The organism is Flavobacterium glycines, assembly GCF_900100165.1.
GTDB classification, from domain to species: domain Bacteria; phylum Bacteroidota; class Bacteroidia; order Flavobacteriales; family Flavobacteriaceae; genus Flavobacterium; species Flavobacterium glycines.
Window position 1 is genome coordinate 1,207,386 of sequence record NZ_FNEO01000001.1, and the last position, 24,935, is coordinate 1,232,320.

Below are 24,935 nucleotides of genomic sequence, written 5' to 3' on the forward strand. Positions count from 1 at the left end.
TTTGCATCCAAATTTAGACTATTATTTTGAAAAGACATAAAAAAGAAAATCCATCTCATTTAAAACGAGATGGATTTGTATAGAAATAGTTTTGGCTATTTGATTAACCTAAAGTAACTCTTTTGAAACCTGTGATTTCAACATTGAATCCTTTAACATAATCACCAACTTTTTTACTGTCATCTTTGATGAAGTTTTGATCTAGTAAAGCTTTTTCCTGATCTAAAGTAGTGTTGTCAGAGATGAAACGTTGTACTTTTCCTGGAAGGATTTTGTCCCAAATTTGCTCTGGCTTACCTTCAGCTTTTAATTCAGCTTTAGCATCTTCTTCAGCTTGTTTGATAACTTCAGGAGTTAATTGAGAGAAAGAGATGTATTTAGGAACATTTTTTAAAGTTTTTCCTAAACGTTTTGCTTCTTCATTATCTTTTTCAATTACAGCAATACGAGCAGCAAGTTCAGATTCAACGAAAGCAGGATCAAAATCTTTGTAAGATAATGTGTCAGCTCCCATAGAAGCAACTTGCATAGAGATGTCTTTAGTTAAAACGTCACCATTAGCAATTGGTGCAGAAATTGCAGTTAATGCAGCAATTTTGTTAACGTGAACATAAGATCCAACGTAAGCGCCTTCTAAGATTTCAAAACCACCGATTTCGATTTTTTCACCGATAACACCTGTTTGTTCGATTAATTTTTCAGCAACTGTAATTCCGTTGAAATCAGAAGCTAAGAATTCTTCTTTAGAAGAGAAGTTGATAGCTTTTTCAACTAATTCTTTAGCTAAAGTTACGAAAGCTTCGTTTTTACCTACGAAATCTGTCTCACAGTTTAAAGTGATAATAGCTCCTTTAGTGTTGTCTGCATTAATGAAAGAAACAGCAGCTCCTTCAGAAGAATCACGGTCAGAACGGTTAGCAGCAACTTTTTGTCCTTTTTCTCTAAGGTTTTGTATCGCTTTGTCGAAATCTCCTTCAGCTTCAACTAAAGCTTTTTTACAGTCCATCATTCCGGCACCTGTAGCTTGTCTTAATTTATTTACGTCTGCAGCAGTAATTGTTGCCATAATATAATTTTTGTTTTAATGTTAAAAGTAAAAATTCCAATCTTCAAATTCCAAATTCCAACGTTATCAGATGGTTAAAAATCTGATTTTGGATTTTGGAATTTAAATTTTGGAATTTAAAATTTGATTTATTCTTCAGTTGCAGGAGCAGCTTCAGCTTCAGCAGCAGGAGCAGTCTCTTCAGCTACTTCAGCTTCTTTTTCAGAACCTCTTTCAGAAAGTCCTTCGATAACAGAAGCAGTTACTAAAGATAAAATTTTCTCAATTGATTTAGAAGCATCGTCATTGGCTGGGATAACGTAATCTACTTCACGTGGATCAGAGTTAGTATCAACCATTGCAAATACTGGAATGTTTAATTTTTGTGCTTCTTTTATTGCGATGTGCTCAGCTTTGATATCTACTACGAACAATGCAGCTGGAAGTCTAGACATGTCAGCGATTGAACCTAAGTTTTTTTCTAATTTAGCACGAAGACGATCTACTTGCAAACGCTCTTTTTTAGATAGCGTGTTGAAAGTACCATCTTTCTTCATTTTATCAATAGAAGACATTTTTTTAACTGCTTTACGGATAGTAACAAAGTTTGTTAACATTCCACCTGGCCATCTTTCAGTGATGTAAGGCATGTTTGCAGATTTTGCTTTTTCAGCAACGATGTCTTTTGCTTGTTTTTTGGTAGCAACGAATAATATTTTTCTACCTGAAGCAGCAATTTTTTTCAAAGCTTCGTTAGCTTCTTCGATTTTAGCTGCAGTTTTATATAGGTTAATGATGTGAATACCATTACGCTCCATATAAATGTAAGGAGCCATGTTTGGATCCCATTTTCTAGTCATGTGTCCGAAGTGAACACCTGCTTCTAGTAATTCTTTTACTTCTATTTTGTTTGCCATTTTTTTAACTAGTTTACGTTCTGTTGATTAGCAATGTCCCGTTTTGGATTTAATGATTTAAAAATTCAAAGATTTAAAAATTTCAGTATATGATTTTTTAATTATTCAATCTTTTAATCTTTCAATCCCAGTTTCATTTAGATGCTAAACTATTTCCTACCTCGGCAGGAGAGCAACAATAACTGTGTTTTTTAATTTCAATAAATAATTGACGATGTCTTGTACTAACTGTACAAGACAGGTAATATTAACGTTTAGAGAATTGGAATCTCTTACGAGCTTTCTTCTGACCGAATTTCTTACGTTCAACCATTCTTGGGTCTCTTGTTAATAAACCTTCTGGTTTCAAAATACCTCTGTTTTCAGCGTTTACTTCACACATTGCGCGAGCAATTGCCATTCTTACAGCTTCTGCCTGACCAGTTATACCACCTCCGTAAACATTTACTTTTACGTCAAAGTTTCCAGCGTTTTCTGTCATAGACATTGGTTGTAAAACTTTGTATTGTAAAGTAGCTGTTGGGAAATAAGTTGCTAATTCTTTTTTGTTTACAGTGATTGCTCCTGTTCCTTCTGAAACATAAACACGTGCAACAGCGGTTTTTCTTCTACCGATTTTGTGAATAACTCCCATTACTTAAGATCGTTTAGGTTAACAGTTCTTGGTTTTTGAGCTCCTTGTTTGTGCTCAGAACCAACAACAACATTTAAATTTCTGAAAAGTTCAGCTCCTAATTTGTTTTTAGGTAACATTCCTTTTACTGCTTTCTCAACTAAAGCTGCAGGGTTTTTAGCTTGCAATACTTTAGCAGTTAAAGTTCTTTGTCCTCCTGGATAACCTGTATGACGCATGTAAATTTTCTCGTCCATTTTGTTACCTGTAAGGTTGATTTTTTCTGCGTTAATAACAATTACGTTATCTCCACAGTCCACGTGTGGGGTATAGCTAGGCTTGTACTTTCCTCTTAAAATCATAGCGACTTTAGAAGCAAGACGTCCTAAGTTATGACCCTCTGCATCTACAACGATCCACTCTTTGTTAGAGTTTGCCTTTGTAGCTGAAATTGTCTTGTAGCTTAATGCGTTCACAATAAAAATTTTTTAATTAAACATTCCGTCCCCAATAAAGGGGTTGCAAAAGTACAATTAATTATTTTAAATGCAAATACCTTAAATGAATAATTTTTTTCGGTTTCTGTACTGATAATCAATTGGATATTTCAGTTGCTTTAGAGAACTTCTTTTTTAGAATTTAGCTTAGCGCTTTGGTCTTAAAATTATCTTAGATTTGATTTGAAAAATAATTTGATTATCTTGCATTCTTGCTGTGAAAAGAAAGAGGTATAAATGATTCTTTTTTAAGCAGATTTGGAAGGATTTTACAAATAACAAAATTGTTGATTCTAACAAAAAAGACTCAAAAATTAAGACAATAATATTCAATATGAAAGTTAAAGCAACACTGAAACAAATTGCAAAAGAACTTAATGTTTCTGTTTCTACAGTTTCTAAAGCACTCAATGATAGTCCGGAGATTAGTAATCAAACTAAGGTTAAGATTAAAGAGTATGCTAAACTTAAAAACTACAAACCTAATATTATTGGGTTGAATCTAAAAAATCGAAAGACAAAAACCATAGGGGTAATTATTCCTAATATCCTAAATTCTTTTTTTGCGAAAGTTTTTAGTGGAATTGAAAAAGTAGCCGATGCCAAAGGGTATAATGTGATTACTTGTATTTCGAATGAATCCTTAGTGAAAGAAATCAATACATTGGACATGTTGAGCAATGGTACTACTGATGGTTTTATATTATCGGTTTCACAAGAAGCTCAAAAACTTCAGGATTACTCTCATTTTAACGATATTATTAATGAAGGAACCCCAATTGTGATGTTTGATCGCATTGCAGATGAAGTAGAATGTGATAAAGTAGTGGTAGATGATTATGATTCGGCATTGAATGTTACTCAAAGATTAATTGATACCGGTTGTAAAAATATTGCTTTAATTTCTTCTGTTGATGATTTAAGTGTGGGGAAATTAAGAACCGAAGGTTATTTGAAGGCGTTGGCCGATAATGGCATTCCGGTAAATGAAAATATTATTCTTCGTACCAATTCAGAAGAAGATATGAAAAGCAAAATTGAAGCCGTTTTTGAAAACAATGAAATAGATGCTGTTTTTGCTTTAGACGAACGCGATTCGGTAGCAGCTTTAAAATTAGCAATTAAAAAAGGTTATAAAATTCCGGAAGAACTTTCCATCATAGGTTTTGCCGATGGTATTTTAGCTTCAAGACGATTAACACCTAGTTTATCCACCGTTAGTCAGCACGGAGTAGAGATTGGAGAAGTAGCTGCCAAATTACTCATTGACCGTTTAGAAGCGACCGAAGAAAACGAAGCGCCTTATCAAACCGTGGTCATTAAAACCAATTTGAAAGAAAGAGAATCTTCGAAGAAAAAGAAGAAGAAATAAAACAAAAAACATTCCAATTAGGAATGTTTTTTGTTTAGGAGACTATAAAAGTTTAATTTAAATTGTATTTGAATTTCGGATTTTTATACTTTTTTAATTTTTCAAAAGGGACTAAAAAAGTTTCTTCACAAGCTCTCATTGCATGTGGAAAAGAGGGTGTGAATTCGATGCCTTTTTCAGTGTAAATCCAAGTTTCGTCGCCCCACCATATGTCTAAATTGGTCATATCACAAGAATCTTCATCGGTATCTTTTGGTTTTACAAAATGTTGCTCATTATTTATAATTGCATAAAGTTTAGGAGCAAAATATTTTTGTCTGTATTTCACCCAACTGTCAAAATTACTCTCTTTTTCTGTGGTGACACTTTTGTCAAAAGCGATTATATGGTCTATTTCATAATTTTTTCCAGTATTCAAATCTATTAAATATCCATTAGTGCCAGTATCAGGATAAGCCCCTCCACAGTAATAATCTGAGAAAATTTTAAAACCAAGTAAATTGTTGTTCAAAAAAGTAAAATCTGTTTCAAATGATATACCGCCTCCTGTGTTGTAGTTGTTATCAGTTGAGCAGTCCAACTGCCATATGACATTTTTAATGTGAATTTTTTCTAAAACAGCATTGACTTTGTTTTTGTTGTTTGGAGTGAAATTGTTACCTAATCTAAAAAAAGGAACATTACAGTGTTTTTCAGAATACCAATCGATTGCTTTGTTCTTATAAAAAGTGGTTTTTTCTTTTTTGAATTCAAGGAATTTCAATTTTATGAGATCAAATTTTTCGTCTATATAATAAACATCTGTCAGAGTCGATTTGTAATTAGTAAAATCAATAGGAGAGAGTTTTACGGGAAATGATTTTCCTTGAGCATTATTCCATGTTCCTTCAAAATTAGTTCCTACTTTTTTTAAAATAAATTTTTCGTGAATGGTATCTCCATGTTTGACAATTAGAGTGAAAATGTCGTTTCTTTTAGTCCCTTCCAGATTGATGTCTTTTAATGAATTTTGATAAAAATAAACGGCATTAGTATTGGGTACTTCAGCGTCTGAACCATATACATAAATACTTAAATAGATTTTGCTTTTTGCAATAGTACCTTCTAAATAAAGCTCTTCATTTTTACAAAATGCAAATACACATTTAAATAATAAAAAACACAGGATTATTTTCTTCATAAATTTTATGGTTGTTGCTGCTATTAAAAATCTGAAATCTATCCCGAAATTTCGGGATTGCAATCTTCAATCTAATGCGCTTCCAGCCAGTCTTTCCCCATACCTAAATCAACAACTAAAGGAACTTCCAGTTTAAAGGCGTTTTCCATTTCGTGTTTAATCATTGGTTGGATTCGTTCTAATTCGTCATTGTGTACGTCAAACACAAGCTCATCATGTACCTGTAATAACATTTTGGATTTCCAGTTTTCGGAAACCAATTTATGATGAATATTAATCATCGCTATTTTGATAATATCGGCAGCCGAACCCTGAATAGGAGCATTTACCGCATTTCGTTCGGCACCCCCACGCACCACGGCGTTTTGCGAATTGATGTCTTTTAAATAACGACGACGACCTAAAATAGTTTGTACATAACCATGATCTCTGGCAAAATCAATTTGCTCGTTAATAAAGGATTTCAATCTTGGATACGATTTGTAATAAGCATCAATCAAGTCGGCGCTTTCAGAACGGGAAAGATTTGTTTGATTGGATAATCCAAAAGCCGAAACCCCGTAAATAATCCCGAAGTTGACCGTTTTAGCATGGCTACGCTGTTCGCGAGTCACTTCTTCCAGTGGCACATTGAAAACCTTAGAAGCAGTCGATTTATGAATATCTTCGTTGTTTTGAAAAGCCTTAATCATATTTTCTTCGCCACTTAGTGCCGCAATGACACGCAATTCAATTTGAGAGTAATCGGCAGAGACTAAGGTGTAATTTTCATCACGGGCAATAAACGCTTTACGAATCAAACGTCCTCTTTCGGTACGAATCGGGATGTTTTGCAAGTTTGGGTTATTCGAACTCAAACGTCCCGTTGCAGCAACGGTTTGCATGTAATCGGTATGAACGCGTCCTGTTTTTGTGTCCACTTGATTGGGCAAAGCGTCAATATAAGTACTTTGTAATTTTACCATTTGGCGCCATTCCAGAATATCGCGTACAATTTCGTTGTCATTGGCTAAATAACTCAGGACTTCTTCACCAGTAGCGTATTGTCCTGTTTTGGTCTTTTTTTGTTTGGCTCCGCCAATTTTCAATTTGTCAAATAAAATATCACCGAGTTGTTTTGGCGAAGCCAAATTGAATTTCTCGCCAGCAGTTTCATATATTTTTTGTTCCAGCGCCTTGCTTTCGGCAGCCATTTCGACCGACATTTTTTTCAAAAACGGAACATCGAGATTAATTCCTTCGGTTTCCATAGCAGCCAATACAGGAACTAATGGAATTTCGATTTCGTCAAATAATTTTTGTGTTTCTGTTTTTTGTAATTCTACAGCGAATAATTCTTTCAATTGAAAAGTTACATCAGCATCTTCGGCGGCATATTCTTTAATGTCTTCCAGAGCTACTTCGCGCATCGATTTTTGGTTTTTTCCTTTCTTCCCAATTAAATCTTCAATTGATTTTGGTGAATATTTTAAGTAAGTTTCCGATAAAATATCCATGTTATGGCGCATATCGGGATTGATAAGGTAATGCGCAATCATCGTATCAAATAATTTTCCGGCTACGCGAATGCCATAATTAGAAAGGATTTTTAAATCGTATTTAATGTTTTGACCAATTTTTTCAATTTCCGGATTTTCAAAAAACGGAATGAATTTTTCAGCTAAAGCTTTGGCTTCTTCCTGATTTTCCGGAAAGGGAACGTAAAAAGCTTTTCCTTTTTCATAAGAGAATGACATTCCAACGAGTTCAGCATGCAAAGCATCCAGTCCTGTTGTTTCGGTATCAAAACAAACAGAAGTTTGTTTTTGTAAATTTTGTAGCAGTAATCGAATGCCTAAATCGCCCTGAATAATCTGGTAGGAATGCGAGGTGTTTTCTAATGTATTGTAAAACTGATGATGCCCGCTTGTGGTTTCTTCATCTGCGATTGCACTTCCAAAAAGATCAAACTGATCTTCGTTTTTTGGCTGTGGTTTTTTATATAATTTGGCTTCGTTAGCCGGATTGATATCATTTTGAGAAGCCTGAGTAGGATTTTTGAAAATCGCATCAAATTGTTCTGCCATTCTTCTAAACTCCAATTCATTGAATATAGCATCTGTTTTTTCTACATCAGGCTTGGAAAGTTCATAGTCTTTCTCGTCAAAAGTTACGGGACAATCCAGTAAGATGGTAGCCAGTTTTTTAGACAATAATCCCAGTTCGGCGTTAGCTTCTATCTTGGTTTTCATGGCGCCTTTCAGTTGGTGAGTGTTGGCTAAAAGATTTTCCAGTGAACCGTATTCTGCCAGGAATTTTTTAGCGGTTTTTTCGCCCACACCCGGTAATCCGGGAATGTTATCGGCAGAGTCGCCCATCATTCCTAAATAATCAATTACCTGTTCCGGTCTTTCGATTTCAAATTTTTCCAAAACTTCAGGGATTCCCCATACTTCGATTCCGTTACCCATTCGGGCCGGTTTGTACATAAAAATATTTTCGGAAACCAACTGGGCAAAATCCTTATCAGGCGTTACCATGTAAACCAAATAGTTTTGTTTTTCGGCTTGTTTAGCAATTGTTCCAATCAAATCATCCGCTTCGTATCCAGGTACTTCAATGATAGGAATATGCATAGCATGTAATAATTCCTGAATATAAGGAACAGCTATTTTTATGGCTTCGGGAGTTGCATCACGATTAGCCTTGTATTCCGGAAACATTTCGTTGCGCAAATCGCTGCCGCCTTTGTCAAATGCTACCGCTAAATGATCCGGTTTTTCACGCTTAATAACATCCATTAACGAATTCATAAATCCCATAATGGCCGAGGTGTCCATGCCTTTGGAATTGATTCTTGGGTTTTTAATAAAGGCATAATACCCTCTGAAAATTAAAGCATAGGCATCGAGTAGAAAAAGACGTTTTTGAGCTGACATAGTAATTTTATTTGGACGTAAAAATAAACAAAGCTTTTTAAAAACGCTTCATTAAAAATAGATTGTTCAATTGTGAGGCAGGGGCTTCTCTTTATTCGTGTCATTTTGAAGAATGAGAAATCTCATCAAGAAATTCTACAGAGATTGGGTGAAAAATACAAAACGAAAAGATTTGTGAGGTATGGAGAGTTTATTTTTTGGATGAACTTATTTTTGCTTCGATTATGCTGTCTGATAAAAAAATATTATCATCTATCTTCTTGTATTTAAGTTTAATATTGACTTCATAAATACGATTACTTCCAAGATAATCGTATTTTTTTATTTTTAAATATTGATTTTTGTGTAAAAAAATATTGATTTCTGAATGATCTTTTTGCTTTATATAAATTGAATGAGTCCTAATTAAGTTGTATTTTAATAGATTATGGTAATATTTTGATGAAGTTTTTAATTCTGGATCTCGATATTTATTTGCTAAACTGTCGATTCTTTTTATATAGTTTTTAATTTCACTGTCAGTTGCAGTTTGAAAATTAATGTAGCTTCTAATGTTAGGATTTAATTTTCCTGTTATAATTTTTTCACTCTTACTATTGCATGAGGATAGGCAATGAATTATCAGTATTATCAATAATAATGCTTTCATAGAAGTTGTTAAGAATGTTGTATAACTTGCTTATAGGCCTGACTCAGGTAGTTTTTATTTTCAAATATATTAAAATATTCTTACAAAGTTAATTTGAAAACAAATCAAAGCTAACGGGTTTCGATAATCTGTTTGCTTTGATAAATTCATAAAACAAAAAGTTTCCGTTAAAGTTTAATTAACAGATTCTAAATTAAGCAGTAGAAGTTGTTATTTTGTGTAAAAATGTATTGGAATGGTTTTTAGGTTACTCTTTTTTATAGTCTTTCTTTTTGTGATTGAACTCTATGCTTTTCAGGCTGTTAAAACGTTAGTGAAGGATAAATGGATTTTGGTTGCTTATGGGGTGTTGAGTCTGGCAATTTTAATTTATATTATTTATGGCTTTTTTAGTTTTGATCGTTCGGTGGGACAAACTAAACAGACCATGTTTACGATGGGCTTGATGCTGGTGGTTTATATTCCTAAAATTGTTTTGGCAATCGTATTGTTAGGAGAAGATATTTTCAGATTGGTAATGGGTTCTGTGAATTATTTTGTAGAAAATAGTAATGAAGGCTTTCTGCCTTCCCGCCGAAAATTTGTAAGTCAGCTGGGGTTAGGATTGGCAGCTGTTCCTTTTCTGTCTTTGATTTACGGAGTAACCATTGGGAAATACAACTATAAAGTGATTAAACAACGTATTTTCTTTCCCGATTTACCGGATGCTTTTGATGGTTTTACCATTACTCAAATTTCAGATGTACATTCCGGTAGTTTTGATAATCCAGATAAAATAAATTACGCCATTGATTTGGTCAATGAGCAAAATTCAGATATGATTTTGTTTACAGGCGATATTGTGAATACACATGCCAAGGAAATGCATCCCTGGATTGACACTTTTAATCGTATCAAGGAACACGAATATGGTAAATTTTCCGTTTTGGGTAATCATGATTATGGTGAATATGTGACCTGGCCTTCTCAGGTAGCTAAGAATCAAAATTTTAAAGAAATTAAAGATTTGTACGGACAAATAGGATTTCAGTTGTTATTGAATGAGCATACTTTTATTCAAAAAGGAAATGATAAAATTGCCTTAGTAGGAGTGGAAAACTGGGGTAAAAATTTTAAACAGGCAGGTGATTTGGAAAAAGCTTCTGAAGGGTTAGGAAATCATGATTTTAAAATATTGATGAGTCACGACCCAAGTCACTGGGAATATGAAGTTAAAAATAATGAGAAGAATTTCCATTTAACGCTTTCCGGTCATACTCATGGAATGCAATTTGGTATTGAAATTCCGGGCTATTTTAAATGGAGTCTGGCACAATATGTTTATGCGCAGTGGGCAGGTTTGTATGAGCATTTAGGACGCTATGTGTATGTAAACAGGGGTTTTGGCTTTCATGCTTATCCGGGTAGGGTAGGAATTATGCCTGAAATTACCGTTATTGAACTAAAAAAAGGTGATAGAGTAGCATAATTCGTTAAAAATGCTACATTTGTATGTAGGAAACTTTTATTTTTCTTAGATTTAAAAAAAATTAATTCGTTGGTTTTATGTCAAAATTTGGAGAACTTATAAGTGCACATGTGCCTGTGTTGATTGATTTTTACACAGACTGGAATGAATCTTCGATTTCTATGCATGAGGTGATTAGAGATGTTGCTGCTGCTCTGGGTGATAAAGCAAAAGTGATAAAAATTGATGTGGATAAAAATCAAGAACTAGCCGAAGCCTTGCGAATTAAGGGGTTGCCAACTTTGATGGTGTATAAAAACGGTCAAATGGTTTGGAGGCAATCCGGAGAACTGGATGCTAATTCGTTAATTAGTATAGTTCAGGAACAAATTTAGAGTTGTATTGTTTCGAAAGAATAGTTGTTTCGGGCCAGATATTCTAATGCTCTGGGTAAAACATATTTTAGGTTTTTAAAGGCTTTTTTGCTGTCGTGAAATACGATAATACTTCCGGATTGGGTATTGTTAACTACATTATCCAAACATTTTTCTTCGCTGATGTTTTGGTCAAAATCGGCGCTAAGAACATCCCACATGATTATTTTGTAGCCTTGTTGTCTTAGTTTTTTGGCTTGGACTGGCTTAATTTTGCCGTAAGGCGGACGGAATATTTTAGATTGCAGAATTGAGATTGCCGATTTCAGATTTGAAATAGCGGATTCACAGGCTTCAATATTTTCTAAAAATTCTTCGGTAGTTGTTTTCCAGCCGTTCAAATGGTAGTTAGTGTGATTACCTATAGCGTGTCCATTTTTAATTATTTTATTGAAAATTTCCGGATGTTCGGTGATGTTTTTGCCAATACAAAAAAAAGTAGCTTTGGCATTGTGCTTTTCTAATTCGGCTAAAACCCATTCTGTTATTTCAGCTGTTGGACCGTCATCAAATGTTAAGTAGATTTTCTTTCCTTTGTTTGGGATGTCCCAAATGAGATTGGAAAATATTATTTTGATGATAGGGTTTGTTTTGATCCAATAGGGTTTCATTTGAATTTCATTTGATATTAAAGATAAAAAAAATGTAGCAATCCGGTTTGTTGAGATTGCTACATTTTTTTATGAAATCAAAGATTTATTATTCTTTGTCTCTGCCAAAACGTTGAAAAATATCAATATAAGTATTGAAAACAGCTTTGTGTTTTTGGAAGAAAGCAGTGTCGTTGTTTTTCTTCATTACTTCCAGTAAAGCTCTGTAACGCTCAATATCTGTTACAATATCGATGGCAATATCGGATTGATCCGAAGGACTCATTTTACTGTAGTAATTTAGGTTTTCTTTGTATTTGCCTATCAACTTGTCTAAAAGTGTGTGTGCTTTTGCCACCTCGCTTACTTTATAATAGCTATCTGCAAATGGTTCTAATAAAGAATAATATCCAAACTTGTCTATGGGCATTTTGTCCATTGCTAAGGCAATCACTTTTTTAGCTTTATCTATTTTTCCTTCTTTGATTAACTGATTTATTAATCGGGAAAGGTTGGTTCTGTATGTAATACTTTCGCGACGTGTTTCCGGGTCGTGGTAAATATCGCCATTACTGTTGCCCCAGTCCCATTTCATAATGATGTTGTACATTTTGTCGCTATCAATTTTGCCCATTTCCATCGGATTTCCGTCTTTAGGAATGCTTGTTTTAACAGGGACTAATTTGTAAACCATGCCGTCAAGTTGAAGGTAGTCTTTCATCCAAAGGTATTCTTCGTCGTCAAAAGCGCCTCCACTGAAATAAATTGGTCTTTTCCAGTTGTTATTGGCTACAAGGTCTAACATCATTAAGCGGTTTTTGTATAATGCGCTTCCTTTTATGTCAATATCAATATAAGGAACGATAGAGTCATAGTCTTTCTCAGCAACCATTTTGCTCTTAATGATAGCATTTTTGTCAACTGGAATTCGAATTTGATTAGTTGGGTAGAAATGGATAATTTGTCCATTTTGCATTTCTACAGTTGATTTTGGGTGTTTTACAAAATCCATAAAGCCTTTTACGCTCCAACGGCTTTTGATTTTAGGAATACTTACCACATAATCCAATTTATCTCCCACATATTGATCGTGAGTGAAAGAAATAGGAAGTGGTTCTGATTCGTAGGTCTTTGTTTTCATCTGGTCAATGTACCAATCCGTCATGAAAAGACTCGTGTTTACGATTTTTATGTCGGTTCTGATGCCTTCAATTTCCTGTGCGTACCATAATGGGAAAGTGTCATTATCACCAATGGTGAATAATATTGCATTAGGATCGCAAGAACTTAAATAAGCTTTTGCCATAGCTAATGCAGTGTATTTTCCTGAGCGATCGTGATCATCCCAGTTTTGTGATGCCATAATAACAGGTGCTGTTAATAAAGAAGCAGCTATAATTCCGGGTCCAACAATTTTTGGAGATATGTATTTTTTGGCACTTTCGTACAAAGAATAAACCCCTAATCCTATCCAAATGGCAAAAACATAGAATGAGCCTACTAAGGCATAGTCTCTTTCTCTGGGTTCGAAAGGTCTTTCGTTAAGGTAGATTTTTAATGCAATTCCGGTAAATAGAAATAAAGCCAGTAATACGTAGAAACTTTTTAAATCTTTGCCGGCGTGATACATTAATCCAATAAGTCCTAAAATGAAAGGAATGAAATAATATACGTTGCGTCCTTTGTTATTTAAGGTGTCCGAAGGCAGATTGTCCTGAGAACCTAAATGGATGTCGTCGATAAGTTTAATTCCGCTAAGCCAGTTTCCGTCCTGGTTATCATATCTTCCCTGATTGTCGTTTTGACGTCCGACAAAGTTCCACATTAAATATCTCCAATACATATAGCCAAATTGGTATTCAGCCATAAAGCGAAGGTTGTCGGCACTGGTAGGTTTTTCAATTATTAAATAATCGCTGTAGCTTCTCAGGAATTTAACATAGCCTTCATTGTCAATTTGTTTTTGAGCATAGGCTTGTCTGAATTCTGAAATGGTTTTTTCGACCTCGTTTTTTAATTGGGCAATCGCTCTGTTGTATTCTTCCTCGGAAAGTTTGCTTGCATCTACTCCGTATTTTGCTAAATCATTTTCATAAGGATAATCAGGGTTGATTCTGAATTGTGGAGGATTAGTAAAATTGATATAATTTTCAATATGTTCAGAACTCCACATTCTTGGCAAGAAAGCTTTTTGAGCATTATCGCTATTTTGTTCAGCGTTTTTGTAATTATTTACAATAACATATTTTCCTGTTTTGTAATCTCTCTCATAGTTAGGTGCTTTGTCAAGATAAGGAGTGTCTTTGTCTAAACCGGCAAAGGTTTCGGTGTATTGTGGTCCGTAGAATAACGGATTTGAGCCATATTGCTCTCTGTTGTAGTATGCTAAAACTTCTCGTGCATCCGATGGTTTGTTTTCGTTGATTATTACATTAGCATTAGCGCGAATAGGGAGCATTAACCAGGTAGAGAATCCGATTAGAATAAATAAAACGCACAGAATAAGAGTGTTGTAGGTTGCCAGTCCTTTGTTTTTGGTGTATTTTAAACCAAAATAGAAGGCCGCAATTAAGGCTAAAGCGGCTAGAATTGTACCTGAGTTAAAAGGCATTCCAAGACTGTTTACGGTGAAAATTTCAGCTTTAGCAAAAAATGCCATAGTTAAAGGAAGTAGTAATTTGAAGATAAATAATAATATCGAAACTACTACTATGTTGGCAATGATGAAGTTTTTAATGGTTACTGTTTTGTAATTTTTAAAATAATATAAAAATCCAATAGCAGGAATAGTTAATAATGCCATAAAGTGAACTCCAAATGAAAGTCCAACTATTAGAGAAATTGCTAAAAGCCATTTATTTCCTTTTGGTTTGTCCATGTCCTGTTCCCAGCGTAATCCCAGCCAGAATAACAAGGCAATAAGTAAAGAAGCCATAGCATAAACTTCGGCTTCAACGGCATTAAACCAAAAACTATCTGAAAAAGTATAAGCAAGTGATGCTACAAAGGAGCTTCCTAAAATGACAATATCGTTGTTTTTGTTTGTTTCTTCTGAACTTGAGACAATTTTTCTCAAAATCATTGTAGCAGACCAAAACATAAAAAGTATAGTAAAGGCGCTTGAAAAAACGGAAGTCATATTAACCATTAAGGCTACATGTTGTGCATCTGAAGCAAACATGGCAAAGAAAGCACCAATCATTTGGAATAAAGGAGCTCCCGGTGGGTGGCCAACCTCAAGTTTTGCTGCTGTGGCAATGTATTCCCCACAGTCCCAAAAACTCATAGTGGGTTCAACAGTAAGGGAATAGGTTATTAATGCGATTCCAAAAGCAATCCATCCTATAATAGTATTCCATTTTTTGAAATTGAAAGACTCCTGATTCATGTAGTAAAATTTAGTTAATTTTTCGAGTTACAAAGAAAATGTTTTTTTATTTAAGGATGTAGGCATTAACAAAAAATTCTACAAAAGCAGGCTGTTATTTAATTATTTGATTATGAGAAGGTTCTGATTTCAATGATTTTTTTTCGAAAAAAAATGAAAAAAAGTTTGCAGAAACTAAAAAATGCTCTAAATTTGCACTCGCTAAACAAAACAACAGTGATGTAAAGCAAACATGGAATGGTCCATGGTGTAATGGTAACACTACGGTTTTTGGTGCCGTCTTTCTAGGTTCGAGTCCTAGTGGACCAACAAAAAAGTCCCGATTTAATCGGGACTTTTTTTATGCGGTAAATTTGCCGTTATATTTTAAATATAATTAGTGGTTTGTTTATGTGGTTGGCTAAGTCTTCGCTAATACTTCCGGTGAAAAAATGAGAAAGACCGGTGCGTCCGTGTGTGCAAAGGATGATTAAATCGGCTTTAATTTCATTTGAGAAATGAATAATTCCTTTTTCTATAGTAGTGTCATTGTAAATATTGGTAGAGAAATTTTGCATATCAAATTCCTGAGTGAAATTATCCATTAATTTATTTGCTAAGGCTGTGGTTTTAAAACTGCTTGGGGAGCAAATAGTGAGCAGGTGGAGTTTGGCTTGGAATTGATTGTTGAAATTCAGAATCTTTAGGAAGGGTTTTTTTATTTCTTCTGAAAAATCAGAGGCGAAAACTATGTTTTTAGGGTCAAATGGGGTTATTTCTTCTTTTATTACCATAACCGGTGCAGGAGATAAGCGTACTACTTTTTCGGTATTGGAGCCTATGATGATTTCTGTTAGTCCTGATGCGCCGTTAGAGCCCATTATAATTAAATCGATGTGGTTGTCTTTGCTGTAAGAAAGGATTCCCTGGGTTGCTCTTTCTAGTTTGATAGCGTCAATAACGGTTAGGCCTTGGAGGAAGTCTTTTTCTTTGGTATGTTGCATGATTTCTTTTGCTTTTTGCAGAAACAGCATGATTTCCGGAATAGCGGCTCCGCCTGTGATGGCATCGTTCATTTGGCTGGGGATTTCCAGCATGTGAAGGAGGTGGATTTCAAAGTCGTTCTTTCGGGCTATTTGTGCCGCAATTTTTAGGGCGTTTTCAGCTCTTGAGGAGAAATCGGTAGGAACTAAGATTCGTTTCATGGCTTTTGGTTTTGGGAATAGGATTTAAAAAGTATTTGGTTACAATAATAAAGGTAAGGAATAATTTTACAGTAATCAATTGTTCCTTTAATATAATATCTTTTGATTGGAGATATAAAACATTGTTTTATTGCTGTTTATGAAATAGGATAAATGGGAGTTAAGGAGATTTTGTTTTTTTTTTATTAAATAAAAAAACATTTTGTTGGTTGTAGTTTTATATTGAAAAATACTTGTAAGCTTAAATAGGGATTAAAGAATATTTAAAACTGAGCTCTAAATTGAGAAGGTGAAACACCTTTTAATTCTTTAAATTTTCTATTGAAATTAGCGATGTCCTGAAAGCCGGATAATTCAGAAATGCTTGATATGGATAGGTCTTTGTTGTGGTGTAGCATTTTACATGCATTTTCAATACGGATTTCGATTAAAAATTGAAAAAAAGTTTTGTTTGTTCTTTTTTTGAAATACCTGCAAAAGGCATTTTTTGTCATATTGGCTTTCTCTGCTACCTCTTCTAAGGTTATTGCTTTGTCAAATGAACTTATGGCATAATTAAATACATCATTCATCCTGCGACCTTCGTCTTCAGTATATTTTTTTCTGCTTACAAAGGAGGAAAGTGAGTTTGTTTGAGCAAGGACAATATGATTTAGAATTTTTAAAAGTGATGAAATTCGTTGAATTTTATTTTGATTCTTTAATTTAAAAAATAAAAGAGCTATCTTTTTTTTTTTAGTTAAGACCTTCATTCCGTATTCTGATTTTTTAAAAAAATCATCAATATCACTCATGTCATTTAAACTAAAGAAATCTTTTCCAAATGAATTTTTTGTAAAAAATAAGGTAAGCATCTCAGACGAAGAAGAAGAGTCTTGGTCTGTTCTAAAAACATGAGGTATATTTTCTCCTATTACTAAAATGTCATCTTCTTTATATTCATTGATTGAGTCGCCAATAATTAGCGTACCTCTTCCTTTAAGAATATAACTAATCTGAATTTCTTCATGTTGGTGTAATTGGTCATAAAAAACAGGACCAATATCTTCCTGGTATACCAAAGCTTCTTTTTCTGGTTTGGGTATTTTAAATGGTAGGACTTTCAAGGGAGTGTTTTTTTATTTATGTAAATATTATCAAAAAAAAATAATTATGCAATATTAATGGTAATATAGTATTAATAAGAGTTAACAATCTCCAAGTTGGACCATGGAATTAGCATTAATTTTGTTAAAAAATGAATATATTATGAAAGTAAATTGGTCAGGAGTTATGCCGGCAGTTACAACTAAGTTTACTGCTGATGATAAATTAGACTTCAACATGTTTGAAGTTAATCTAAAAGCACAGATCGACGCAGGAGTCAGTGGTATTATTTTAGGAGGAACCCTTGGTGAGGCAAGTACGCTTCTTGAAGAAGAAAAAACTCAGTTAGTGAGAGAAACAGTGAGAAAGGTCGATGGTAAAGTGCCTGTTATTATGAATATTGCTGAGCAAACTACTCGCGCTGCAATTATAGCAGCAAATAAAGCCGAAGAGGATGGAGCAACAGGTCTTATGATGTTGCCTCCAATGCGATATAAAGCAACTGATCACGAAACAGTTACTTATTTTTCAGAAGTAGCTAAAAGTACTTCTTTGCCAATAATGATTTACAACAATCCTGTAGATTATAAAATTGAAGTAACATTAGATATGTTTGAAGAAATGTTGAAATATGATAACATTCAGGCAGTTAAAGAATCTACTAGAGATATTTCTAATGTTACTAGAATTATCAACCGTTTTGGTTCTCGTCTTAAAATTTTATCAGGTGTTGATACTTTAGCTCTTGAAAGTCTTTTCATGGGAAGTGACGGATGGGTTTCTGGTTTAGTAGATGCATTTCCAAGAGAAACAGTAGCGATTTTTAAGTTAGCTAAAGCAAAAAGATACGATGAAGCCTTAGCAATTTACAGATGGTTTTTGCCTTTATTAGAATTAGACATCAATTCATTGTTAGTTCAAAATATTAAATTAGCAGAAGTTTATACTAACTTAGGAACTGAATTTGTACGTGCACCAAGATTACCCCTGCATGGAGGAGAAAGGGCTCGTGTAATTGCTATTATTGAAAATGCATTGAAAACAAGACCGACTTTACCTGATTATTTAAATATATAATCACTAAAAAAACAAGTTTATGATTACTGGAAAAAATTATATTGGGAGTTCACTTTCCGCCAAAGGGGATATTACATTTAGAACAATAAATCCAGTAGAAAATTTAGTTAACCAACCGTTTTTTGTTGAGGCGACAGATGATGAGATTAATCACGCTGTTGCCTTGGCAACAAAAGCATTTAATGAGTACAGTACTATTTCAGATGCCAAAAAAGCAGATTTTTTGGAGGCAATTGCTAATGAAATAGAAGCTCTTGGTGATGATTTATTGCAAATATATACTAAAGAATCAGGGCTGCCTGCCGGCAGGGCTACAGGCGAAAGAGCCAGAACAATGGTGCAGTTGAAAGCCTTTGCTACAATGCTAAGAGAGGGATCTTGGGTTGAAGCCATTATTAATAAAGTTGGTGATACCATAGATATTCGAAGAATGTTAATTCCTATTGGTCCTGTTGTGGTTTTTGGTGCGAGTAATTTTCCTTTGGCTTTTTCAACTGGAGGAGGTGATACAGCGAGTGCTTTGGCAGCTGGATGTCCTGTCATTGTGAAATCTCATCCGCTTCATGCAGGTACAGCTGAGATGGTTTCTTCGGCAATTATCAAAGCAGTTCAAAAAACAGGAATGCCTGATGGAGTTTTTTCTAATTTGAACAGTAGCGGAATAGCTGTAGGTGTAAAATTAGTGGAACACCCTGATATAAAAGCTGTTGGGTTTACTGGAAGTATTAAAGGAGGAACCGCTCTTTGCGAAATTGCAGCTAAGCGAGAAATCCCAATTCCTGTTTATGCAGAAATGTCCAGTATTAATCCGGTGGTCGTTTTACCATCGGTATTGAAATTGGCTAACAAAGAATGGGCTCAAAAATATGCAGCCGCTATCACAATGGGAACGGGACAATTTTGTACAAATCCGGGACTTATTTTAGGAATTGCCAGTCAGGAATTAGACGATTTTGCTACTAATCTTGCAGCTGAATTAAACGCAATACAACCAAGTTGCATGCTACACCCTAATATTAAAGCACTTTATGAATCTCATAAAAATGAAGTATTAGCCCAGGATGGATATACTCAATTAACTAATTTGGATATTGAAGTACAAGAAAATTTTGCTTTGCAAAATCTAATTTCGGTGTCCGGAGAATTATTTTTAAAAAATAAGGCTTTTCACAATGAAGTTTTTGGTCCTTTTTCAGTAATTGTAAAATGTGAGACAAAAGAAGAGTTGGATGCAATTATCGAAAATTTAGAGGGACAATTGACAGGAACAATACTTAATACTGATGTTACTGAATTAGTAAGTTTTAAAACTACTATTGAATTGCTGAAAAATAAAGTTGGACGATTAATTTTTAATAGTGTACCTACAGGAGTTGAAGTTTGTTCAGCTATGACTCACGGAGGTCCATATCCATCAACTTCCGATAGTAAATTCACTTCAGTGGGTACAACAGCGGTAAAAAGATGGGTCAGACCTGTAAGCTTTCAGGGTTGGCCAAATGAAATGCTTCCTGAAGCATTACAAAATGAAAACCCTTTATCGATTACCCGAACTTTGAATGATATAATAACTAAGGATATTATTTAAAATATGCCAAGGAAAACATTTTTTTGTGTAGATGCTCATACTTGTGGAAACCCTGTACGACTAGTAGCCGGTGGAGGCCCCAATTTGATTGGCGTCAATATGAGTGAAAAACGACAACACTTTCTAAAAGAATACGATTGGATTCGAAAAGGACTCATGTTTGAACCGCGAGGTCACGATATGATGAGTGGAAGTATTCTCTATCCGCCGAGCAATCCGGAAAATGATTTTGGAATTTTATTTATAGAAACTTCGGGTTGTTTGCCTATGTGCGGACATGGAACGATAGGAACTATTACAATTGCCATCGAAGAAGGGCTGGTTATTCCTAAAGTACCAGGAAAAATAAAAATGGAAGCTCCGGCAGGTTTGGTCCAAATTGAATACCAACAAACGGGAAAAAAAGTAGATTGGGTTCGTTTAACAAACGTGAAATCGTATTTAGCAGCCGAAGGACTTACTGTAGATTGTCCGGAATTAGGGGAAATTGTTTTTGATGTCGCCTATGGAGGGAATTATTATGCTATTATAGATCCACAGCAATATTTTTCAGGAGTTCAGGATTTTACTGCTTCTAAAATTGTGCAATACAGTCAGGAAGTTCGAAAAAGAATTAATGAAAAATACCCAAATATGTTTATTCATCCCGAAAATGATACCATTAGGGATGTGACGCATATGCTTTGGACAGGTGATCCTATCGATCCAACTTCTTCTGGCAGAAATGCGGTCTTTTATGGAGATAAAGCTATTGACAGATCTCCTTGCGGAACGGGAACTTCTGCAAGAATAGCGCAGCTTCACGCCAAAGGAAAATTGAAAAAAGGAGAAGATTTTATACACGAAAGTTATATTGGAAGTAAATTTATTGGACGGGTAGAAGAGGAAACTTCTATTGGAGATATTAAGGCTATTGTTCCAAGTATTCAGGGATGGGCAAAAGTGTATGGATACAATAACATCATTATTGATGATGAAGATGATCCTTATGCGTTTGGTTTTCAAGTGATTTAATTTTGGTTAATGATTATTAAAAAAAATCATTGGTGTGTTGTAAATGCTTCGTGCCAATGATTTTTAAATTTATAGCATAATGAAAAAAGTAAGTATTATAGGTGGTGGTATAATAGGTTTGTGTTCAGCTTATTATTTGGCTAAAGAAGGTCATGAAGTAGTTGTTTTTGATAAGTCGGATATGACAGATGGTTGTTCTTATGGAAATGCGGGGATGATTGTTCCTTCTCATATTATCCCGTTGGCGCAACCCGGAATGATGGCACAAGGAATAAAATGGATGTTTGACAGTCAAAGTCCCTTTTATGTTCAGCCAAGATTGAACGTAGATTTATTAAAATGGGGATGGCAATTTTATAAAAGTGCGACTCCACAACATGTTGAAAAATCGATGCCAGCTCTTTGTGATTTGTCACTTTTAAGTAAAGAATTATATCAGGATTTGGCTAACGAAAGTGCTTCTTTTTTCTATGAAGAAAAAGGACTTTTAATGCTTTATAAAACCGATAAGACTGCAGAAGAAATTTATCATGAAGGGAAATTAGCAGAAGGATTAGGCTTAGAAGTTGATTTTCTTTCTAAAGAACAGGTTGCTAAATTAGAAACAGGTACAAAAACTAATGTGATAGGAGGAGTTCATTATAAAAGTGATGCGCATTTATATCCTCAAAGATTCATGCAATTCATTAAGGCTGAATTGGAACGTTTTGATGTGAAAATATACAGTAATACCTATGTAAATGATTTTATTTTTAGAGGAAATACTATAGCAGGAATCAGCACTGATAAAGGAGTTTTTACAACAGATGAGGTAGTTTTAGCTACAGGTTCCTGGAGTCCAGAATTAGCTAAGAAATTAAAAATTTCTATATCCCTTTTACCAGGCAAAGGCTATAGTTTTACACTGAAAGATCAAATTCACAAACCAAGTATTCCTTCAATTCTTTGTGAAGGAAAAGTAGCAGTAACACCAATGAATACTGATATTCGTTTTGGAGGAACGATGGAAATTACAAGTACAAAGGATACTAAAATTAATCAAAACAGGCTTAAAGGGATTGTTAATACTATCAATAATTTTTATCCGGATTTAAACATAACAATGCCAAAAAAAGAGGATACCTGGTTTGGTTTTAGACCATGTACTCCTTCAGGAATGCCTGTAATTAAGAAAGATTCCAGAACATCAAATTTAATTTTAGCAACAGGACATGCTATGATGGGATTAAGTCTGGCTCCTGCAACGGGTAAAATTGTAGCAGAATTAATCGCTGGAAAGCCAACTTCCGTAGATACCACTATGTTTCAATAGTGATCAATTTATTTTTCTTAATAATGTGTTTAATTAATATAAAACCTGATATATGAATAGATTTGTCTTGGTTGCTTTCTTTTTTGTAAATATTGTTTTTGGACAGGTTTCACTTGATTTGAATCGATTAAATTGGTTGCCGGAATCTCATAAATTTTGGGTAAATTATGGTGGAGATTTGGTAATTTATAATGCAGATGAACTTGATAAAAAAACAGTTTTTTTGACTAAAGAACAACTCAAGGTAATTGGTTTTGAAGGCAGAATTGAAAGTATTGTTTGGAATACAAAGCAAGATAAAATTTTAATTTATACTCATTCTCAAAGAGTCTGGAGGGCCAATACAAAAGGAGATTATTGGTTTGTTGATTTAAAAACAAAAAAAGGAAGACAAATTGGTCAGGGTTTAGATAAGGCTTCACTCATGTTTGCTAAATTTTCCAGTGATGGAAATAGTATAGCCTATGTTTCAAAACATAATATTTATACAGAAGATGTGACTTCAGGAGTGATTACTCAATTGACATTTGATGGTAATGACAAAATTATAAATGGAACATTTGACTGGGTTTATGAAGAAGAACTCATGGCAAGGGATGGTTTTAGATGGAGTCCGGATGGAACACAAATAGCTTTTTGGAGAGTAGACGCTACTGAGACTAAATTCCATTTGATGATTAATAATACAGATGCTCTTTATCCATTTACAGTACCTGTTGAATATCCTAAAGCAGGAGAGAAACCCTCTGCGGTAAAGTTGGGAGTAATCACCTTGGCTGACAAAAAAGTGAATTGGTTGAAAATACCGGGAGAGGCTGATAATAATTATCTTCCAAGGATGCAATGGTTGGATTCAACAGAATTGATGGTGGTGCAACTGAATAGAAAGCAAAATCAGGTTGCGCTTTACAGATGCAACTCAAATTCAGGGTTAGCTAATAAAATTTATCAGGAAAGTTCAAATACCTGGATTGATGTTTTTGATAGTTCAGCTGGAAAATACGATGGTTTTCCTTGTGTGTTTGTTGATAGTGGAAAGTCATTTTTGTGGAGTTCTGAAACTGATGGCTGGATGCACATTTATAAAATAAGTATTGATGGGAAAAAGAAAGAATTAGTTACCAAAGTAAATTTTGACACCTATTTTTTAGCTTATAATAAAAATATCAAAAGTATCTATCACTTATCAAGTCCAACAGATGCTACACAAAGATATCTGTATGAAACCAATTTGAATACTAAGAAAACAAAACGGCTAACTCCACAAGTTTTTGACGGTACAAATACTTATAGCTTTTCATCAGATGCTTTGTATGCAGTACATTTTAATTCAAATATTAACAGAAACTCTAATTCACGCTTACTTTCATTAGAAGGACATAAAAAGATTTTTCCAAAAGAAATAGATTTTTTTGTGACACCAAAAAGAAATTTTAGTCTTGAAAAGTTTAAAGTTACAACTGCTGATGGAGTTGAATTAGATGGAATTATGGCTAAACCCCTTAATTTTGATGCAACTAAAAAATATCCTTTGTTTTTTTATGTATATGGGGAACCAGCTGCATCTGTAGCTAATGATGTGCCCTATTTTAATGGATTTATTTCTAATTTAATTCCTCAGGGTTACATTGGAATTGCTCTCGACAACCGAGGGACTCCAATCATGAAAGGGGCAGAATGGCGTAAATCTATATATAAAAATATAGGCATTATTAATACTCGTGACCAAGCTATGGCTGCCAAAGAGATTTTGAAATGGCATTTTATAGATACCACTCGTGTAGCTGTTCACGGTTGGAGTGGTGGAGGTGCTGTAACCTTAAATTTATTGTTTCAGTATCCTGAAATTTACAAAACGGGTATTGCAATAGCAGCTGTAACTGATCAGCATTTTTATGATAATATTTATACAGAACGTTATATGGGATTGCCTTCTGAGAATGAAGAGGCTTACATAAAAGCTTCACCTGTTACTCATGCTAAAAAACTAAAAGGGAATTTATTATATATTCATGGAACAGGTGATGATAATGTTCATTATAAAAATGCAGAAGTATTAATTAATGAATTGATTAAACAGGATAAAGTCTTTGATTTAATGATTTATCCTAATCGTTCCCATAGTATTAATGAAGGCAGTGGAACAAGAAAACATCTTACGGACACTTTTATGAAATTTATTTTTGAATATTGTCCTCCGGGAGCTAAATAGTTTACTATACGATGGTTAAAGATGGTTTGTTTTTTAAAAAAGCGGCTGTTTTAAATCATGAAAGTGTACCGGAATGGGTTCTCTGTTTACAATGTATTCGGGCGTTAGTTTTGTTTTATAGGTAAATATGGTGACCTGCTTGATTTTGTTATAATCATTGTTCTCATTTTTTATATCCTGATAATTTGCGGAATATTTATTCTCTGAAAAAAAAACCTGAATTAGAAAGACCATATAAGGCATTTGCTTATCCTATTTTACCAGTCATTTATGTTTTAGTAGCATCAGCACTTTCTGTTTTTTATTGTTTGCTAAATTTTCAACTTGTGGCTGGGGTTTTCTTATAATGCTATTTGGAATTCCTGTCTATTATTTGATGAAAAACAAATGATTGTCTTGTTAAAATTATCTT

19 protein-coding genes, 1 tRNA gene and 1 pseudogene are annotated in these 24,935 nt (G+C 34.1%); 10 read left to right on the forward strand and 11 right to left on the reverse strand.

Annotated elements, in window-relative coordinates:
• Nucleotides 1–103: 103 nt before the first annotated feature.
• The 4 genes from tsf to rplM form a co-directional block, all read right to left on the reverse strand.
• Nucleotides 104–1,066, reverse strand: a complete 963-nt coding sequence (tsf, locus tag BLR17_RS04865) for a translation elongation factor Ts (protein ID WP_066327167.1) — start codon at nucleotides 1,064–1,066, stop codon at nucleotides 104–106.
• Between the two features lie 128 nt (nucleotides 1,067–1,194).
• Nucleotides 1,195–1,962, reverse strand: coding sequence for a 30S ribosomal protein S2 (rpsB, locus tag BLR17_RS04870; protein WP_066327166.1), 768 nt, complete (start codon nucleotides 1,960–1,962; stop codon nucleotides 1,195–1,197).
• 247 nt (nucleotides 1,963–2,209) lie between these two features.
• Entirely contained in the window at nucleotides 2,210–2,596 is a 387-nt protein-coding gene (gene rpsI, locus BLR17_RS04875) for a 30S ribosomal protein S9 (protein ID WP_066327163.1), read from the reverse strand.
• Nucleotides 2,596–3,051, reverse strand: a complete 456-nt coding sequence (gene rplM, locus BLR17_RS04880) for a 50S ribosomal protein L13 (protein ID WP_066327161.1) — start codon at nucleotides 3,049–3,051, stop codon at nucleotides 2,596–2,598. Before rplM ends, rpsI begins: the two co-directional genes overlap by 1 nt.
• A 355-nt stretch (nucleotides 3,052–3,406) precedes the next feature.
• Here rplM and BLR17_RS04885 point away from each other — a divergent pair, with 355 nt between their 5' ends.
• Nucleotides 3,407–4,444 (forward strand): LacI family DNA-binding transcriptional regulator, encoded by a 1,038-nt coding sequence (locus BLR17_RS04885; RefSeq protein WP_066327159.1) that lies wholly within the window; start codon nucleotides 3,407–3,409, stop codon nucleotides 4,442–4,444.
• Between the two features lie 52 nt (nucleotides 4,445–4,496).
• Here BLR17_RS04885 and BLR17_RS04890 read toward each other — a convergent pair whose 3' ends face one another.
• The 3 genes from BLR17_RS04890 to BLR17_RS04900 all read right to left on the reverse strand — a co-directional run bounded on the left by BLR17_RS04890 (nucleotide 4,497) and on the right by BLR17_RS04900 (nucleotide 9,191).
• On the reverse strand, nucleotides 4,497–5,624 hold the full coding sequence (locus tag BLR17_RS04890; protein WP_066327156.1) for a hypothetical protein: 1,128 nt from the start codon (nucleotides 5,622–5,624) through the stop codon (nucleotides 4,497–4,499).
• A 71-nt stretch (nucleotides 5,625–5,695) separates the two neighbouring features.
• Nucleotides 5,696–8,542 (reverse strand): DNA polymerase I, encoded by a 2,847-nt coding sequence (gene polA, locus BLR17_RS04895; RefSeq protein ID WP_066327153.1) that lies wholly within the window; start codon nucleotides 8,540–8,542, stop codon nucleotides 5,696–5,698.
• A gap of 190 nt (nucleotides 8,543–8,732) precedes the next feature.
• Nucleotides 8,733–9,191 (reverse strand): hypothetical protein, encoded by a 459-nt coding sequence (locus tag BLR17_RS04900; protein WP_066327150.1) that lies wholly within the window; start codon nucleotides 9,189–9,191, stop codon nucleotides 8,733–8,735.
• A 235-nt stretch (nucleotides 9,192–9,426) separates the two neighbouring features.
• Here BLR17_RS04900 and BLR17_RS04905 point away from each other — a divergent pair, with 235 nt between their 5' ends.
• Both BLR17_RS04905 and BLR17_RS04910 read left to right on the forward strand, forming a co-directional pair.
• Nucleotides 9,427–10,659 carry a metallophosphoesterase gene (locus BLR17_RS04905; protein WP_066327145.1) on the forward strand — a complete coding sequence of 411 codons (1,233 nt, stop codon included), beginning with the start codon at nucleotides 9,427–9,429 and terminating at the stop codon, nucleotides 10,657–10,659.
• 77 nt (nucleotides 10,660–10,736) lie between these two features.
• Nucleotides 10,737–11,033, forward strand: a complete 297-nt coding sequence (locus BLR17_RS04910; protein ID WP_066327143.1) for a thioredoxin family protein — start codon at nucleotides 10,737–10,739, stop codon at nucleotides 11,031–11,033.
• On the opposite strand, the gene BLR17_RS04915 is transcribed toward BLR17_RS04910, so the two are convergent.
• Both BLR17_RS04915 and BLR17_RS04920 read right to left on the reverse strand, forming a co-directional pair.
• Complete coding sequence (locus BLR17_RS04915; protein WP_066327140.1) at nucleotides 11,030–11,683, reverse strand: polysaccharide deacetylase family protein; 654 nt, start codon at nucleotides 11,681–11,683, stop codon at nucleotides 11,030–11,032. The genes BLR17_RS04910 and BLR17_RS04915 overlap by 4 nt on opposite strands.
• Nucleotides 11,684–11,771: 88 nt before the next feature.
• The gene (locus BLR17_RS04920; RefSeq protein ID WP_066327136.1) at nucleotides 11,772–15,050 is read right to left on the reverse strand and encodes a glycosyltransferase family 117 protein; all 3,279 of its coding nucleotides are present in this window, start codon (nucleotides 15,048–15,050) and stop codon (nucleotides 11,772–11,774) included.
• A 238-nt stretch (nucleotides 15,051–15,288) separates the two neighbouring features.
• On the opposite strand from BLR17_RS04920, the gene BLR17_RS04925 reads away from it, so the two are divergent.
• Nucleotides 15,289–15,359, forward strand: a tRNA-Gln gene (locus BLR17_RS04925).
• 50 nt (nucleotides 15,360–15,409) lie between these two features.
• Here BLR17_RS04925 and BLR17_RS04930 read toward each other — a convergent pair.
• Complete coding sequence (locus BLR17_RS04930) at nucleotides 15,410–16,234, reverse strand: universal stress protein (protein ID WP_066327134.1); 825 nt, start codon at nucleotides 16,232–16,234, stop codon at nucleotides 15,410–15,412.
• 263 nt (nucleotides 16,235–16,497) lie between these two features.
• A complete protein-coding gene (locus tag BLR17_RS04935) occupies nucleotides 16,498–17,340 on the reverse strand; it encodes an AraC family transcriptional regulator (RefSeq protein WP_066327132.1) in 843 nt (280 codons plus the stop codon).
• 142 nt (nucleotides 17,341–17,482) lie between these two features.
• On the opposite strand from BLR17_RS04935, the gene BLR17_RS04940 reads away from it, so the two are divergent.
• The 6 genes and pseudogenes from BLR17_RS04940 to BLR17_RS16645 all read left to right on the forward strand — a co-directional run.
• The gene (locus BLR17_RS04940) at nucleotides 17,483–18,397 is read left to right on the forward strand and encodes a dihydrodipicolinate synthase family protein (protein WP_066327576.1); all 915 of its coding nucleotides are present in this window, start codon (nucleotides 17,483–17,485) and stop codon (nucleotides 18,395–18,397) included.
• 19 nt (nucleotides 18,398–18,416) lie between these two features.
• Nucleotides 18,417–19,985, forward strand: a complete 1,569-nt coding sequence (locus BLR17_RS04945) for an aldehyde dehydrogenase (NADP(+)) (RefSeq protein WP_066327130.1) — start codon at nucleotides 18,417–18,419, stop codon at nucleotides 19,983–19,985.
• Nucleotides 19,986–19,988: 3 nt separating this feature from the next.
• Nucleotides 19,989–20,999 (forward strand): 4-hydroxyproline epimerase, encoded by a 1,011-nt coding sequence (locus BLR17_RS04950; RefSeq protein WP_066327124.1) that lies wholly within the window; start codon nucleotides 19,989–19,991, stop codon nucleotides 20,997–20,999.
• A gap of 79 nt (nucleotides 21,000–21,078) precedes the next feature.
• Nucleotides 21,079–22,311, forward strand: a complete 1,233-nt coding sequence (locus tag BLR17_RS04955) for an NAD(P)/FAD-dependent oxidoreductase (RefSeq protein ID WP_066327120.1) — start codon at nucleotides 21,079–21,081, stop codon at nucleotides 22,309–22,311.
• A gap of 52 nt (nucleotides 22,312–22,363) precedes the next feature.
• Entirely contained in the window at nucleotides 22,364–24,523 is a 2,160-nt protein-coding gene (locus BLR17_RS04960) for a S9 family peptidase (protein WP_066327117.1), read from the forward strand.
• A pseudogene (locus BLR17_RS16645) lies at nucleotides 24,523–24,914 on the forward strand (amino acid transporter); the annotation flags it as partial. The gene BLR17_RS04960 and the pseudogene BLR17_RS16645, both read left to right, overlap by 1 nt.
• Nucleotides 24,915–24,935: the final 21 nt, after the last annotated feature.